The 13,551-nt window shown below is 69.0% G+C and carries 14 protein-coding genes; 5 read left to right on the top strand and 9 right to left on the bottom strand.

What is annotated here, in order from left to right; genetic code table 11:
- Positions 1 to 57: 57 nt before the first annotated feature.
- The 5 genes from ACUWEX_RS13410 to ACUWEX_RS13390 all read right to left on the bottom strand — a co-directional run bounded on the left by ACUWEX_RS13410 (position 58) and on the right by ACUWEX_RS13390 (position 4,702).
- Positions 58 to 1,683, bottom strand: coding sequence for an AMP-binding protein (locus ACUWEX_RS13410; RefSeq protein ID WP_445996571.1), 1,626 nt, complete (start codon positions 1,681 to 1,683; stop codon positions 58 to 60).
- 175 nt (positions 1,684 to 1,858) lie between these two features.
- Positions 1,859 to 2,122: a hypothetical protein gene (locus tag ACUWEX_RS13405; protein WP_079728665.1), complete on the bottom strand. Its 264-nt coding sequence runs from the start codon at positions 2,120 to 2,122 to the stop codon at positions 1,859 to 1,861.
- Between the two features lie 167 nt (positions 2,123 to 2,289).
- Positions 2,290 to 2,727, bottom strand: coding sequence for a DUF7882 family protein (locus ACUWEX_RS13400; RefSeq protein ID WP_200811558.1), 438 nt, complete (start codon positions 2,725 to 2,727; stop codon positions 2,290 to 2,292).
- Between the two features lie 158 nt (positions 2,728 to 2,885).
- Complete coding sequence (locus ACUWEX_RS13395) at positions 2,886 to 3,383, bottom strand: MarR family winged helix-turn-helix transcriptional regulator (RefSeq protein WP_143785495.1); 498 nt, start codon at positions 3,381 to 3,383, stop codon at positions 2,886 to 2,888.
- Positions 3,384 to 3,436: 53 nt separating this feature from the next.
- The gene (locus ACUWEX_RS13390) at positions 3,437 to 4,702 is read right to left on the bottom strand and encodes an alpha/beta hydrolase (RefSeq protein ID WP_079728867.1); all 1,266 of its coding nucleotides are present in this window, start codon (positions 4,700 to 4,702) and stop codon (positions 3,437 to 3,439) included.
- Positions 4,703 to 4,865: 163 nt separating this feature from the next.
- On the opposite strand from ACUWEX_RS13390, the gene ACUWEX_RS13385 reads away from it, so the two are divergent.
- Positions 4,866 to 6,491, top strand: coding sequence for a sensor histidine kinase (locus ACUWEX_RS13385; RefSeq protein WP_079728664.1), 1,626 nt, complete (start codon positions 4,866 to 4,868; stop codon positions 6,489 to 6,491).
- On the opposite strand, the gene ACUWEX_RS13380 is transcribed toward ACUWEX_RS13385, so the two are convergent.
- Together ACUWEX_RS13380 and ACUWEX_RS13375 are read right to left on the bottom strand one after the other, a co-directional pair.
- Complete coding sequence (locus tag ACUWEX_RS13380) at positions 6,488 to 6,865, bottom strand: response regulator transcription factor (RefSeq protein WP_079728663.1); 378 nt, start codon at positions 6,863 to 6,865, stop codon at positions 6,488 to 6,490. The two genes, ACUWEX_RS13385 and ACUWEX_RS13380, sit on opposite strands and share 4 nt — an antisense overlap.
- A gap of 131 nt (positions 6,866 to 6,996) precedes the next feature.
- Positions 6,997 to 7,926 (bottom strand): AlkA N-terminal domain-containing protein, encoded by a 930-nt coding sequence (locus ACUWEX_RS13375; protein ID WP_079728662.1) that lies wholly within the window; start codon positions 7,924 to 7,926, stop codon positions 6,997 to 6,999.
- A 112-nt stretch (positions 7,927 to 8,038) separates the two neighbouring features.
- Here ACUWEX_RS13375 and ACUWEX_RS13370 point away from each other — a divergent pair, with 112 nt between their 5' ends.
- Together ACUWEX_RS13370 and ACUWEX_RS13365 are read left to right on the top strand one after the other, a co-directional pair.
- On the top strand, positions 8,039 to 9,157 hold the full coding sequence (locus ACUWEX_RS13370; protein WP_445996570.1) for a CPBP family intramembrane glutamic endopeptidase: 1,119 nt from the start codon (positions 8,039 to 8,041) through the stop codon (positions 9,155 to 9,157).
- Between the two features lie 167 nt (positions 9,158 to 9,324).
- Complete coding sequence (locus ACUWEX_RS13365) at positions 9,325 to 10,566, top strand: zinc-binding dehydrogenase (protein ID WP_445996569.1); 1,242 nt, start codon at positions 9,325 to 9,327, stop codon at positions 10,564 to 10,566.
- Positions 10,567 to 10,673: 107 nt separating this feature from the next.
- Here the strand turns inward: ACUWEX_RS13365 and ACUWEX_RS13360 are convergent, their stop codons facing one another.
- Together ACUWEX_RS13360 and ACUWEX_RS13355 are read right to left on the bottom strand one after the other, a co-directional pair.
- Positions 10,674 to 11,024, bottom strand: coding sequence for a hypothetical protein (locus ACUWEX_RS13360; protein ID WP_445996568.1), 351 nt, complete (start codon positions 11,022 to 11,024; stop codon positions 10,674 to 10,676).
- A 126-nt stretch (positions 11,025 to 11,150) separates the two neighbouring features.
- A complete protein-coding gene (locus ACUWEX_RS13355) occupies positions 11,151 to 11,921 on the bottom strand; it encodes a glycosyltransferase family 2 protein (RefSeq protein WP_445996567.1) in 771 nt (256 codons plus the stop codon).
- Positions 11,922 to 12,034: 113 nt separating this feature from the next.
- On the opposite strand from ACUWEX_RS13355, the gene ACUWEX_RS13350 reads away from it, so the two are divergent.
- On the top strand, positions 12,035 to 12,766 hold the full coding sequence (locus ACUWEX_RS13350) for a hypothetical protein (protein WP_445996566.1): 732 nt from the start codon (positions 12,035 to 12,037) through the stop codon (positions 12,764 to 12,766).
- A 9-nt stretch (positions 12,767 to 12,775) separates the two neighbouring features.
- Positions 12,776 to 13,519, top strand: coding sequence for a hypothetical protein (locus ACUWEX_RS13345; RefSeq protein ID WP_445996565.1), 744 nt, complete (start codon positions 12,776 to 12,778; stop codon positions 13,517 to 13,519).
- Positions 13,520 to 13,551 lie beyond the last annotated feature (32 nt).

The raw sequence follows: 13,551 nt of genomic DNA, 5'->3' as shown, positions 1-13,551 counted from the left end.
CGCCCAGTCTACCCGCTGCACCCCCGCGCCTCCGTCCCCCGTTTTATCCAGCGCGCCTCAGTGCCCGCCACCCGCCCGCAGGTCCTTGCGGAGGATTTTGCCCGAGGTGGATTTGGGGATAACGTCGATGAATTCGACGCGGCGCACCTTCTCGTGCGGTGCCACGTTGGCGGCCACGAAGTCCATGACGTCGGAGTCGGTGAGCGCCGCATCCGGCTGTCTCACGACGAAGGCCTTCGGAATCTCCTGCCCGTCGTCGTCGAGTGCGCCGATCACGGCCGCGTCGGCGATCTGCGGATGACTGAGCAGCACGGCCTCGAGCACGGCCGGCGCCACCTGATAGCCCTTGTACTTGATGAGCTCCTTCAGCCGATCCACGATCGTGTAGACACCCTGCTCGTCCACCGTCGCGATGTCGCCCGTGTGCAACCAGCCGTCCGCGTCGAGGGCGGCGCTCGTCGCCTCGGGGTTGTTGAGATACCCCTTCATCACCTGGGGCCCGCGAATGAGCAGCTCGCCGGGCGTCGACGGGCCCGGATCGGTGGCGGCGACATCCGCACCGGTTTCGGGGTCGACGAGGCGGGCTTCGGTGGCGGAGAGGGGGAGCCCGATGGCGCTGCGGTCGATGTCGGTGCGGTCGGTGGGAACGGCGTGTGTCACGGGGCTGGTCTCGGTCATGCCGTAGCCCTGGCAGACGATGCAGTCGAGGCGGTCTTGCACGCTGCGGGCGAGGGCGCCGTCGAGCGGGGCTGCGCCGGAGAAGATCACCTGCACGCTCGACAGGTCGAACTGGTCGACGAGCGGATGCTTCGCCAACGCCACCGCGATGGGAGGCGCCACGAACACCCACGTGCACGTCGTGTCTTGCACGATGCGCAGGAACTCGGGCAGGTCGAACTTGGGCACCGTCACGAGCGACGCGCGCTGCAACAGGGCGTAGTTCAGCAACACCGTCATGCCGTAGATGTGGAAGAACGGCAGCACGGCGAGCACCCGGTCGTCGCGCCCGAGGCTGATGTGGCTCTGCGATTGCAGGATGTTGGCGACCAGGTTGCGGTGTGTGAGCATGACGCCCTTGGGCTTGCCGGTCGTGCCCGACGAGTAGGGCAGCACGGCCAGGTGTTCGGCCGGGTCGAACTGCACGTCGGGCGCCTCGCGTCCCTCGGCGAGCAGGTCGGCGAGCGAGATGTGCCCGTCGGCGCCGTCGATGACGATGACCTGCGCCTTGGGGATGCCCACCTCCACGGCGGCCTCGGCGGCGTGCGGCAGCAGCGCCGAGACGGTGAAGAGCCAGTGGGCGTCGGCATCTCGCAGCTGGTTGGCGACCTCGCGCGCGGTGTAGAGCGAGTTGATAGTGGTGGCCGTGGCGCCCGCCCGCAGGATGCCGTGGAACACCGTGGCGAACACAGGCACGTTGGGGCACAGCACGCCCACGACGCTGCCGACCCGGATGCCGCGTGCCGCCAGTGCGCCGGCCGTCAGATCGATCTGACGCACCAGCTGCCCGTAGCTCGTCTCGGCACCCGAGGGACCGTCGATGATCGCCGTCGCCCGGAGCTCGTCGTCGGTGAGGTCGCCGAACAGCACGTCGTAGATCGAGGCGTCGGGGATGAGGAAGTCGTCGGCGGGGGTGGGGGCGGCGTGGCGGCCGCGCGGTCGCTCGGTCGGGATCGGTGCGCTCATGACGATCTCCTGTGATCGTTGAGGTCGACTCGCGTTCGGGTGGGTCGACGGGCTGCCGCAAAGGGATGCGGGAACCGACATCGTCGTCGGTCTGTGGCTATTTCACCCGGGAGAAGCGGGAACGACAACCCCTTGCGCGAGATTCGCAGGCGCAGACGGCGGTGACGCGCTGTGTCTAGCGGCCGGCCTCGACGATGAAGCGCACGCCGTCGGTGAACGACTGGGACTCGAACGGTGTGGGAACGCGCACCGAGTGGGCCTCCCAGCTGACGGCGTCGGCATCCCAGGAGCGCTTGATCCAGCCGGCGAGGGCCGAGCCGGGTTCTTCGATGACGGTCCAGCGGCTGGCCGAGACACGGCTGATGTGCGTTTCGATGCCGCCCACGTCGATCGTGCGCGTGTCGCCTACTTCGAGTTGCTCGTCGTCAAAAGTATCCATCACTTCGAGGTTACTGCCGTTAGTGACAGCTAGCTGATCATTCTGCTTTTTTGCTCGTTAACCGAACAAACCGAGCACGGGGCTCGGTCGATCGGTCGTGCGGAAATATGAAGAGGGCCGAGGTGAGGGGCGTGTCACGCCCGCATCGACCTCGTGGTCGGATGTCGCTACGCGGTGATCGTCGCGCGGGTGCGGCGGGCGGCAGGCGCGGCGGTGGGCGACGCGGTCGTGCGCGTCAGTCGGGCGGCCGGGATCGTCGCCTGGGTGGCACCCGGGCTCTGCTCCGAACCCTCGACGGTGTTGGTCGGGCGGGGCTCGGGGATGACCTGGAGGCCGCCCGTGCTGTTGGCGCTGTGCAGCAGCTGCTCGACCCAGATGCGGTTGATGGCGGGCTTCTTGCTGCCCGAGAACTTGAACTGGATGGGCACGGCGGGGTGCAGCCAGACGGTGGAGCGGCCGCTGCCCTCATAGGACGGGGTCTCCCACGACAACGTGTGCGGCTCATTGCGACGCAACTTGGTGATGATGGCGATCTGCAGGTGGGCGAGCAGGCGATCTTCGAAGGTGATGTTGGAGCCATCCGCGCCGTAAATGAGTGTTCCCATGGTCGTTCTCCTTCAGAATGTGAGGCGCCGAGTTCTCCGAGCGTCTAGTAGCTAGTCTACCTAGCTAAATACTCGGCGGCGCAACGATGAAGGGAAAGTTCACCTTCCGGAAACCTGGGCTTCTCCGGCGCGTGCGGAGGAATGCGCTGGTGGAGGCGCTATTCGACCGAGTCGATGGCGGCGCGCATATCTTCCAAAAAGCGCATGACGGTGACGGCATCCTGCGGGGCAAGCGAGTCGGCGACCTCGATGAGGCGCGTATGCATCGTGCCGAGGGTGGCCCGCACCTCGCTGTCTGATTCGACGGTGGGCACGATGATGAGCGCGCGGCGATCGGTGGGGTGCGGTACGCGCTCAACGTGCCCCGACTTGGCCAGGCGGTCGATCAAGATCGTCGTGCTGGCCGACGAGATATTCAGGTGCGCAGCCAGCTCTTTCGGGCTGACCGTTTTGCCGGCGCGCTGCTGCTGCAGGAGGTATTGCACAGCCACGAGGTCGGTCTCGCCCATGCCCATGGCTGATCGCGTGCGGCGGCGGAGAGCGCTCTCGGAGGCGCGGTAGAGGCGCAATGCGTTGAGAACATCGACGCCACGAGGGCTCGCATCATCGTCGGAGTACCAATACCCCGTCGACTCGCGTGTCTGTTCTCGCCGCATGCTTCAACCCTAGACGATCTAGTTACCAGACGCCCTATGCAAATGAGGGCTACCTAACTCGGCAATGCATCTCTGCTCTGTTCGACGGCGCTCAGCGGATGGGCCTCACCCCGGTGGGAGCTATGCAGGGTGCGCAGCACCGCGACGGCGTCGTGGTGCCAGCGGCGCGCGAGCGGCACGACGGCCGTGAACATGGCTGCCTCGTGGTTGGCGCCCTGATACTGCACGGCGTGCGCCTCGACCCCGGCGCGTCGCAGGGCCGCGGCATAGGCCTGGCCGTCGGCGCGCAGGGCGTCGAACTCCGAGGTGAAGACGTAGGCCGGCGGCAGCCCGCTCAGATCATCCGCCAACAGGGGAGAGGCATAGCGTTCGCGGTCGCGCGAGCGGTCGCCGAGGTACGTCTGGGGAACCGAAGTCAGCTCGCGGCGGGCGAGGAACGTGGGGATGCCCATGGCGCGGATAGGCGCCAGGTCGATGTGGCTGCCCGTGAGATCGGTGACGGGCACCTCGAGCAGCTGCAGGGCGAGCGGATGCGCCATCCGATCGTGGTTCATGAGGGCCGTCGCCGCGGCGATGTTGCCCCCGGCCGAGGTGCCGTTCAGGGCGATGCGTGCGGCGTCGATGCCCAGCTCGTCGGCGTTCTCGACCAGCCAGGCGAGCGTGGCATAACCCTGCTCGACGGGCGTGGGGTAGCGCCACTCGGGGGCGCGGGAGTAGTCGACGGCCACGTGGGCGACGCCGGAATCGCGGGTGCGCAGGCGGTAAGAGGCGTCCACACTCGTCCAGTCGATGCCGCCCAACTGGAACGAGCCGCCGAAGAACGTGATGACGGCGGGGATGCGGGGGGCTGCGTCATCCGGTCGGTAGATGCGCACGCGCACGTCGGGGTAGCCCGGCACGACGACGGTGTGGTCGTCGGAGGCGAGCTCGGGGGCGGGCCAGCCGACCTTGTTATAGAGCTTGGTGTCCCATTTCTGCGCGTTGCGGTACTTCCACGCGGCCGTCTTGTGCAGGGCCTTCTTCTCGCGGTCGCGGGCGCGCTGGGCGTCTCGGTCGATGGGTGCGACGGCCGGGGCCCCGGTGGGCGTCGAGGGAGCCGCAGCTTTGCTGCCCTTCGGGGGTGCGCTCGGGTTGCCGACGCTGTCGGCCCCGAAAAGGAACGTGGCAGAGGCCGACGGGGGCGTGGGGCCGGAGGGTGCCGGGGGAACCGCGAAGGGCAGGATGTCGCGCACCACGTCGACGATCTGCGCGCGCACCCCCGCGAACGTGTCGACGCGCTTGGCGCGCAGCATCTCGTCGAAATAGGGATCGAGTGGCATGGGCATCCTTCCCGTTCGGTGCACCGGTCTGGCGTTCGGACAGCCTAGCGAGGGCCGTGCACGGGAGAAACGTCCTTGCGACGAAGCACGGAGAGTGCTGTGCATGACCTAATGTTCGACGTACCCCCGAATACCTCTTTACCCGCCTGCCTTTCGGAGCATCATGCCCCTTCTCGAACCGCAACCGTCGCTGCGCGGACGCTTCCGGGTGTTCTACCGCACCCAGCTGCCCTTCGCCCTGGGCGCTCTCGGCCTCTTCATCGCCGTCGCGATCATCCTGCCCTACACCCTCGACGTGCCCATCCTGCTGACGGGCTTCGTGATCGCCGCCGTCGCAACGGTGGCCGCGCTCGTGGTGCCGTGGGAGAAGGTCAACCCGCACTGGATGCTCGTCGTGCCGGCCCTCGACCTGGTGGCCGTGGCCTTCATGCGGGATATCCTGCTGCCGTTCGTGCCGTCGACCGGCCTGCTCTGCGTCTTCCCCCTGCTCTGGATCGCCTACGGGTTCCGCAGCTGGGCCGCCGTCGTCGCCGTCGCCGGCACGCTCTTCATCGTGGTGTTCCCGTTCTTCGCCACGGGAGGGTTGCCGCGCACCCCGCTCGAATGGCTCAACATCGTCATGCTCCCCACCATCGCCATCGGCATCACGGCCACCGTGAACGTCGCGGCCGCGCAGCTGCGTCGGGCTCAGGCGGCCGTCGCCGCGCGCGGGCGCGAGGTCAATCGCACGCTGCGCCGGTCGCAGGATGCCGAGGCGCTGTCGACCGCGATCCTCGAAACCGTGAACGCGGGCGTCGCCTTCTACGACGCCGAGGGAAAGCTGTCCCGCTCGAACCCGCGCGCCGCCGAGATGACCGAGCGGTCGGGGTTCCGTGCCGACGTGCCGCCCTATGCCGGGCCCGAGGCCCGCGAGGCCGACCGGGTCACGCTCATCCCGCTCGATCAGCAGGTCATTCCCCGGGCGTTGCGGGGCGACCTGATCAAGAACCACCTGGAATGGCTGGGGCCCGAGGGGGATCAGATCGCGATCCTCGCGACATCCGATCAGGTGCGTCGGCCCAACGGGGAACTGTTCGGAACGGTCATCGTGGGGCACGATGTGACGGCGCTCGCCGAGGCCGTGAACCTGCGCGAAGAGTTCTTGGCGACGGTGTCGCACGAACTGCGCACGCCGCTCGCATCCATTCTCGGGTTCCTCGAGCTGGTCGAGGAGGAGATCGATACCGAGGCGCTGGGGGTCGACGAGTACACGGCCGTGATTCGCCGCAATGCCGAAGAGTTGCTGAGGCGCGTGACCGAGCTTCTCTCGGTGTCGGATGGCCGGATGTCCACGTTGCTCACCGACATCTCGCCCGCCGAGGTGGTGCGCCAATCGGTGCACAAGTTGGGGCCCATGGCGCGGTCGAAAGATATCCGTTTAACGCAGACCATCTCGGGTGAGATTCGGCTCCAGGCCGATGCGCACCGCCTCGAGCAGGCCATCGACAACCTCATCTCGAACGCCGTGAAGTACTCTCCCGCTGGGTCGATCGTGCGCGTGGGCTTCGGTTTCGACGACGCCGAGGCCCGCATCACCGTGTCGGATGACGGGCGCGGCATGAACCGCGAAGAGGTGCGGCAGTCGACCGAGAAGTTCTACCGGGCCCAGGGCGTGCGGGACGACGCGGTGCAGGGCGTGGGCATCGGCCTGTCGATCGTCAAGGCGATCATCGAAAGCCACGGCGGCCGCATCGAAATCGACAGCGTGCCCGGCCGGGGCACCACTGTGGCTCTGGTGTTGCCGCGTTAGCTGGCGCGGCGGCTCTCGAGAACGGCGTTGACCCGCTGCAGCAATTCGGCGGTCGAGCAGGGCTTTGACAGGAACGCGTCGACGCCGGCGCCGAAGGCGACCTCGGCATCGGCGGGCGACGTCTTGGCCGTGAGCATGAGCACGGGGGTGCGCTCGAGCGCGGGATCGTTGCGGATGGCGGTGCAGACGTCGATGCCCGACAGGCCCGGCATCATCCAGTCGACGATGACGACATCGGGGTGGATGGCGGTGACAGCCGCGAGCCCGGAAGCGCCGTCGGCCTCGCGCGACACGTCGTGGCCGGCCTTCTTCAGGCGGATGCTGAGAAGCGTGGCCAGGTCGCGATCGTCTTCGACGATCAACACGTTTGCCATCAGAGTTCCCCCGAGAAGTAGTTAGGACCCCTAAGGATACCGGGCGCGGTCAGTAATATGTGACTCCAGAAGTGGAGGAAGGCTACGCTCGTACCCCCAGCCCGGGTGGCGTGGGGCGGCGGGCGCTGGTGTCAGGCCGGGGGAAGGGCGTGCATGGGGTGCTGCGCGTCGACGAAGACGGCCGCGGTCCAGAGGTGCAGCGTGGCGTAGCCGCGCCACGGGCGCCAGGGTTCGGCCAGACGGATGGCTTCGGCCGGCGTTTTCGCGCCGAGTGCACGCTTCAGGATGAGGTCGCCCGAGGGGAAGGCGTCGTCGTCGCGTAGGCAGCGGAGGGCTACATAGTCGGCGGTCCACGGGCCGATGCCTTTCACGGCGAGGAGGCGTCGGCGGGCGTCGGCATGGTCGACATGCGGCGCCAATTCGAGGCCGTCGGCGAGCACGCGCGCGAGCGCCTGCAGGGCGGCGACACGGCTGCGCGTGATGCCGAGGGCCGCGCGCAGGTCCTCAGTGTGGGCATCGGCGATGACGGCCGGGTCGGGGGACGAACGGAATCCCCACTCGTTTTCCGGCGAGACGGCTGCGACGAGCCTGCCCTGGAATGTGCGGGCCGCCGCCAGTGAAACCTGCTGCCCGAGCACCGTGAAAAGTGCGGTCTCGGCGCCGTTGACCGACCCCGGGATGCGGAGCCCGGGGCGGGCGGCCACGAGTGGCCCGAGCCGGTCGTCCCGACCGAGGTCGGCGGCGATGCGCTCCGAGTCGGCGTCGAGATCGAGCCAGCGGCGCAATAGCGCCACGACGGCGTCGCGATCGTCGCCGTGCGACAGCCGGAGGTGAAGCTTCAGAGGAGAGCGTTTCTCCGAATCGCCGACCTCGTCGGGCCAGAAGATCGTGGCAACCGCCGGGCCGTGCGGACCGTCGAGGGAGCGGGTCGTCGTGCCAGCCGTGTGGTCGACGACATCGAGCCCCGTCACGACATGGGCGTCGAGGAAGCGTCGCAGCGAGCTCACGTCCAGCGGCCCGTCAACGGGAAGGACGGTATCGATCTCGACGGAGGCGGTCATATCTCGATTCTGGCGCACCGATTGCGGCAGCCTTCGCCAGAAATGCCTCGTCCGATACCCTGGAGCCGCCGGGGGGCCGACCAATCCTCGGTTGTGAACGAAGAGGGGACGGATGACGAACGCAGGCGCACACATCCACCAGCCCCGCTCCGACGCCATGGACATGTCCGGGACGCGGCCGATTGATCCCGCCGCCGGAATCCCGCCGACGAGCTCGGCTGCTACTGCCGACGGCACGCCCGCCGCCCCGTTCGACCCGGCCGGCACCCGCTCCCTCTCGACCGCGCGGTGGGCCCTCGCGCTGGCCCTGTTCCTCGTCCTCTCGTTCGGGCTCGCCTGGCTGGTCGCGGCCCCGCTCTGGGTCGACGGTGGCCTCGCCAACCCCCTCGCGCCGCAACTGGCCGTGGCCATGATGCTCACGCCCACCATCGCCGTCGCGGTCGTCGTCGCAACGGTCGACCGGGGCCGCAAACCGCTCCGCCGCCTGGGCCTCTGGCCACTCACCCCGGCACCTCGTTTCATCGGCTACTGCGCGATCGCGCTCTTCGGCACGATCGCGTTCGTCTTCGCGGCCTTACCCGTCGGCGCCCTGCTGGGCGTCTACCCCGCCGACTTCGTCACCTTCTCGGGATTCCGTGAACTCATCGAGCAGTCCCTCGCGCGAGCCGGCATCACGGGTGACGCGGCCGCCCTCCCCGCCCCGATCGCCCTGCTCGTCGCCGCCCAATTCCTCAACGTGCTGATCGGCGCCCTGATCAACACCCTTCCGGCCCTCGGCGAAGAACTCGGCTGGCGCGGATGGCTGCTGCCGCACCTCCTGCGGTTCGGACTCGTGCCCGCGCTGCTGCTCTCGGGCCTCATCTGGGGCCTGTGGCATGCGCCCCTCATCCTCCTCGGCTACAACTATCCCGGCGCGCCCGGCTGGCTCGCGCTACTGCTCATGGTCGGCGTCTGCACGGTGTCGGGTGCCGTCTTCGGCTGGCTGCGCCTGCGCTCCGAATCGGTGTGGCCCGCCGCCATCGCGCACGGCACCTTCAATGCGGCCGCGGGGCTCTCGATCGTGTTCGTGGCGCGCGGGCACGAGGTCGACACCGTGCACGCGGGCATCCTCGGCTGGTCCGGATGGCTGGTGCCTCTCGTGCTCGTTATCGTGCTGGCCGCGACCGGGCAGTTCCGACCGTCGGCAGCGTGGGCCGAACGAGCCGGGCGTTCGCGCATGTTCGCGGGCTGACATCATCCGCCCGCTGGCGCCCGAAAGCTGAACCTTCGCGGCCCGTTCACCTGCCGGTTACCGAGCGGCCAGTGCGCCGACCCCGCCGCTGCCTACTGTCGGAGATCTGGGGGCGCCGCCGTCGCAGTTGGCACCGGCATCCGACACAACCGAGGGAGGGCGAACGGATGTCTCACACCATCGTCGCCGCGAACAGCACCGACGTCTTGATCAAGCCGGCGCCCGTGGCCATGGTGTGGACGGGCGCCGGTTCGTCTCTCGCCGAGATCGCCGTTCCGGGGGTGGCGCTGGCAGAAGGGGATCTGCTGGTCGCCGTGGAACTTGCGACCGTGTCGGGTGCCGATGTGCGGGCTGTCGCCGAGGCGACGGGCGCACCGCTCGTCTTGGGCCACGAACAGGTCGGCCGCATCGTGGCGATGGGGGGCGCCCCCGGCTCAGACGGCGTGTCCATCTCGGGTGGGCGGGCCAGCGCGGCCGACGGCCGGGAACTCGTCGTCGGCATGCGCGTGGTGTGGGCCGAGACCGTCGCCTGCCGCACGTGCAGCCGCTGCCTGGCCGACGCGCCGCGCGACTGCACCCGGCCCTCACGCTATGGGCACGACCGCGTGCACCGCGGGTGGGAGCTCTCGGGCGGATTCGCGAGCCACGTGCAGGTCTTGGCGGGCACGGCCGTCGCCATCGTCGACGAGACGACGCCCGCGACCGTCCTGGCGCCGACGCCCGGGGCCGTCGCCCGCGCGGCCGCTGCCCTGCGCACCGCCGCCACCCTCCGTTTACTCTCCGTGGGTCGATCGGGCCCCAGCTGCGGGCTCGACGGCCGCACCGTGCTCGTCGCGGGCGCCGGGATGATGGGGCTCGCGGCCGCCGCGCTCGCCGCCGAGGCCGGCGCCATCGTCATCGTGTCGGAGCCGGATGAGGCGCGCCGCCAGTTGGCCCTCGACTTCGGGGCGACAGCCGTCGCCGATCCGTCGCTCGGGCGCCGTGCACCCGGCGGCCTCGGCTGGGCGCTCAACGAATTGGCCATCGCGGGCCGCGAACCCGTCAGCGTCGCCATCGAGACCTCCGGTGCGCTGGCCGCCGTCGACGGTGCCCGCGCGGTGCTGGTCGACGGCGGCGTGCTCGTGCTCGCGGGGGCCGCCGACGCCGTGGGCAGCCCGCCCTCCACCGAAAGCCTGGCGGCGGGCGGCGACATCGCCCCGGCCGCGCTCGTGCGACACCGGCACACGGTCGCCGGACTGCACGACTACCTGCCCGAAGATCTGCTGCGAGCCGTCGAATTCGCGCGGATGGCGTGGCACCGGCATCCCTTCGCCGCCCTCGTGGGCGACACCCTGCCCCTCGCCCGGGCCAACGACGCGCTCGACCTCGCCGCCTCGGGCACCCACGTGCGCGTGGGCCTCGCCCCGTAACCGCACTCACCGCCCAGCGCCCAACGCCCAGCACGAGGGAACCCCAATCCCCGGGCACACGACAGGGCGGGAGCGCGAAAGCATCCCGCCCTGTCGACCGATGACTCTCACACACCCGAATGCGCGTGCTGCTTCTTTTTCTCGGCGGCACGAAGGGCGCCGGTATGCCAAAACGTCGTCCACACGCGTTGCCAATACGACTGTCCGGCAACAAGCGGGTTGTCTTTCCACCGGGAACCTCCGATGAGCGCACTCCCAATGGCTGCGGACACACCGAAAAGTGCGGGCGCGATCAAGCCGGCTCCTCCCCAGGCCATCACGAGCACCGCTACAAATATGAGGACGAACACCGCCGCCTGTGCCAGGGTGTCGCTTCGCGGCGCCGACGTGATCGAAAGAAGGACGCCGATACTCAAGCCGGCAGAAACAACGCACACGAACATGACGGGGTCAGACATCCTCGGCTCCTCGTGATCGTCAGTTAAGACATCGCAACGCTAGAACGTCGTGCCCGGCTCGACCACTTCGAAAATTTGCTGCCGCGGAAACAGGGGCCTCCCTCGGCGTGTCGCCATAGGCGCGCGCTAGAAGCGGGGGCTGCGGCGAGGGGGTGCGGCGTTGAAACGGCGCAGGATGCGGCGCCACGGGAACTCGTCGGGCCAGTGCGAGCGCAGCGTGTGCAGGCCGCGGTCGAAGCGGGTGGCGAGCGACGACATGCTGCGGAACGGGCGCGCCGAGATGCGCATGTCGACGGTGGGAACGAAGCGCACGGGCCAGAGCGGGTCGAGGTGGAGTGAGACATCCATGTCGTCGTGCAGGTGGGAGTCGTGGCGGTGCACCTCGGCGCTGATGCTCGCCCAGGCATCCGCTCGGATGGCGCAGTTCGAGCCGAACAGGGGCGGGCGACCGAGCGCCAGGCCGACGAACGCGAAGTAGGCGCCGAGGTAGGCGAAGGCGCCGACGAAGCGCAGGGGTGCCGGGCCGTCGTGGAACGCGGCCGGGCCCGTCACGGCGGCCGGTTGGGGCTCGCGCAGCATGGCCTCCTCGACGCGTTCGAGCCAGCGCTCGCCGGGCACGCAATCGGCGTCGAGGCGCGCGATGATGGACCCTGTCGCGGCGTCGAAACCGGTCGAAGACGCCGCAGGGATGCCGCGGCGAGACTCTTGCACCACGCGCGCGCCGAACTCGCGGGCGACCTCGGCGCTGTCGTCGGTCGAGCCGTTGTCGACGACCACGATCTCGTCGGGCGGTCGCGTCTGGGTCAGCAGGGCCGTCAGACAGGTGCGCAGGGGTTCGGCATCGTCGAGAACGGGGATGACGACGGACACGGTGGATCTCGGGGTTATATCTGTCATCGTCCTCGAACTGTAGATGACTGGGCCTCACCTGTCGCACCCCTGGACAGTTCGCGCGCGGGGCCGTATGGAGGGTCGGGGCGTCTGTCGGCCGCGGCCGTTAAGCTTCACAGATGAGTCGCACACCCGCACGCCGTCAAGAACCCGCCCCGATCAGCCGCGACGCCCTCGTCGCCCTCGAGCCGGATGACCTCGACGAGGCGTTGTACAAACGCTCGGGTCTGCCCGGTCGCGCCAATGTGGCTGTGCTCGACATGGCCTCTGAGGCGCTTCCGCTCGACGAGCTGCGCCGCCTGTCGGGTTCGCGTGAAGAATTCCTGGCCATGGTCGGTGCCACGGGTGTTGCTCGGGCTTTTGGCGGCCCGCACGATCTCGCCGAAGAACTCGCAAAAGATCTCGACAAGCTCGCCGTCGACCCGCGTTGGCGCGTGCGCGACGCTGTGGCCCGCGGTTTGCAGAAGGGTGCCGACGAGCACGTCGAACCCGTCCTCGGTCTGGTCGAGGGCTGGTCTGACTCGGGCGATATCGTGCTCGTGCGCACGGCCGTCGAGACGGTGTGCGAGCCGCGCGTGCTCGAGAACGCCGCCGCCCGCCAGGTGGCCGTACACGCGTGCGAGCGCGCCATGGCCCTGCTCGCGCAGGTCGACGGCCCACTCGGAGCCGAGGAACGTTCGCTCGCCGCCACCATGTCCTACGCGTGGAGCATCATCGTGCTCGCCGACCCCGACGAGGTGCTGCCGCTCTGGCACGCGCTCGAGCAGGACCCGTCGCCCGTCGTGCAGCGCATCGTCAGCGACAACGTGACGAAGACTCCGCTCGGCCGCCTGCTCGACGAGCGCGGTTAGACTTTTCGCATGGCGGTCACGCAGGCGCACGAGGGTGTTTTCAGGCATCCGACCTATCCCGGTCTGTATGTCGTCGACCCGGCCCAGGCGCACTCCGCGGCGCGGGCCGAGCTGTCGCTCGAGGCGCTGAGGCAAGCCGCGGCCGCCCGCAAGAGCAGTCGACGCGTGCGAACCATCGTCATCTTCGTCATCACGCTCGTCGTCGTTTTCGCGATCTTGAGCGCCATCGGCTACAACACGTTCTCGAGCATCTTCATCGCGATCGGCGCCGGCATCGTGGTCGACTCCATCCTGTTGCCGCTGCTCTACCGCCCCGGCCAGACGGTGCCCGCCGACGACGTCATCGAGTCGGGGGCCGCGCTCAGCCTGCAGAGCCTCGACAGCTACGGCGTGCCGGTCGTCGACTCGACACCCTGGTCGACGCTGTGGCAGCTCGCCTCGGCTTACGCGATCGTCGACGACGAGGAGGCCGCGCTCGACGACCTCGAATACTGGAAGTGGCAGGCCGACGCGGCTTCCGGCGCCGGCAACGCATCAGTGCCCCGTGGCGCAGCCAGTCGCTCCGAGGGCGACGATGAGCCCAGCGCAGAACCCGTCACCGAAGCGGATGTCGACCGCCAACGTCTGCGCCGCGACCTCGCGCTCGCCGAAGCCGACTCCCTCGCAACGCGCCTGGGCTACCCGCCCGCGCCGCGCACGCCGGGCCACCCGCATCCGCTCACCGAGACGCGCCCGGGCGACGACCTCGTCTGATGTCTCGGGACCGACATCGGCGATAAGAAAGC

This window comes from Okibacterium fritillariae (genome assembly GCF_052783725.1).
The sequence above is the reverse complement of the archived record's forward strand: the minus strand, read 5'-3'. Positions and strand labels throughout refer to the sequence as shown.

Bases quoted from the DNA above. Each gene is read 5' to 3' on its own strand.
- ACUWEX_RS13365 (WP_445996569.1), top strand. From the start codon at position 9,325: ATGTCTCACACCATCGTCGCCGCGAACAGCACCGACGTCTTGATCAAG.
- ACUWEX_RS13375 (WP_079728662.1), bottom strand. From the start codon at position 7,926: ATGACCGCCTCCGTCGAGATCGATACCGTCCTTCCCGTTGACGGGCCG.
- ACUWEX_RS13385 (WP_079728664.1), top strand. From the start codon at position 4,866: ATGCCCCTTCTCGAACCGCAACCGTCGCTGCGCGGACGCTTCCGGGTG.
- ACUWEX_RS13355 (WP_445996567.1), bottom strand. From the start codon at position 11,921: ATGACAGATATAACCCCGAGATCCACCGTGTCCGTCGTCATCCCCGTT.
- ACUWEX_RS13390 (WP_079728867.1), bottom strand. From the start codon at position 4,702: ATGCCACTCGATCCCTATTTCGACGAGATGCTGCGCGCCAAGCGCGTC.
- ACUWEX_RS13370 (WP_445996570.1), top strand. From the start codon at position 8,039: ATGACGAACGCAGGCGCACACATCCACCAGCCCCGCTCCGACGCCATG.
- ACUWEX_RS13380 (WP_079728663.1), bottom strand. From the start codon at position 6,865: ATGGCAAACGTGTTGATCGTCGAAGACGATCGCGACCTGGCCACGCTT.
- ACUWEX_RS13350 (WP_445996566.1), top strand. From the start codon at position 12,035: ATGAGTCGCACACCCGCACGCCGTCAAGAACCCGCCCCGATCAGCCGC.
- ACUWEX_RS13410 (WP_445996571.1), bottom strand. From the start codon at position 1,683: ATGAGCGCACCGATCCCGACCGAGCGACCGCGCGGCCGCCACGCCGCC.
- ACUWEX_RS13395 (WP_143785495.1), bottom strand. From the start codon at position 3,383: ATGCGGCGAGAACAGACACGCGAGTCGACGGGGTATTGGTACTCCGAC.
- ACUWEX_RS13345 (WP_445996565.1), top strand. From the start codon at position 12,776: ATGGCGGTCACGCAGGCGCACGAGGGTGTTTTCAGGCATCCGACCTAT.
- ACUWEX_RS13405 (WP_079728665.1), bottom strand. From the start codon at position 2,122: ATGGATACTTTTGACGACGAGCAACTCGAAGTAGGCGACACGCGCACG.
- ACUWEX_RS13400 (WP_200811558.1), bottom strand. From the start codon at position 2,727: ATGGGAACACTCATTTACGGCGCGGATGGCTCCAACATCACCTTCGAA.
- ACUWEX_RS13360 (WP_445996568.1), bottom strand. From the start codon at position 11,024: ATGTCTGACCCCGTCATGTTCGTGTGCGTTGTTTCTGCCGGCTTGAGT.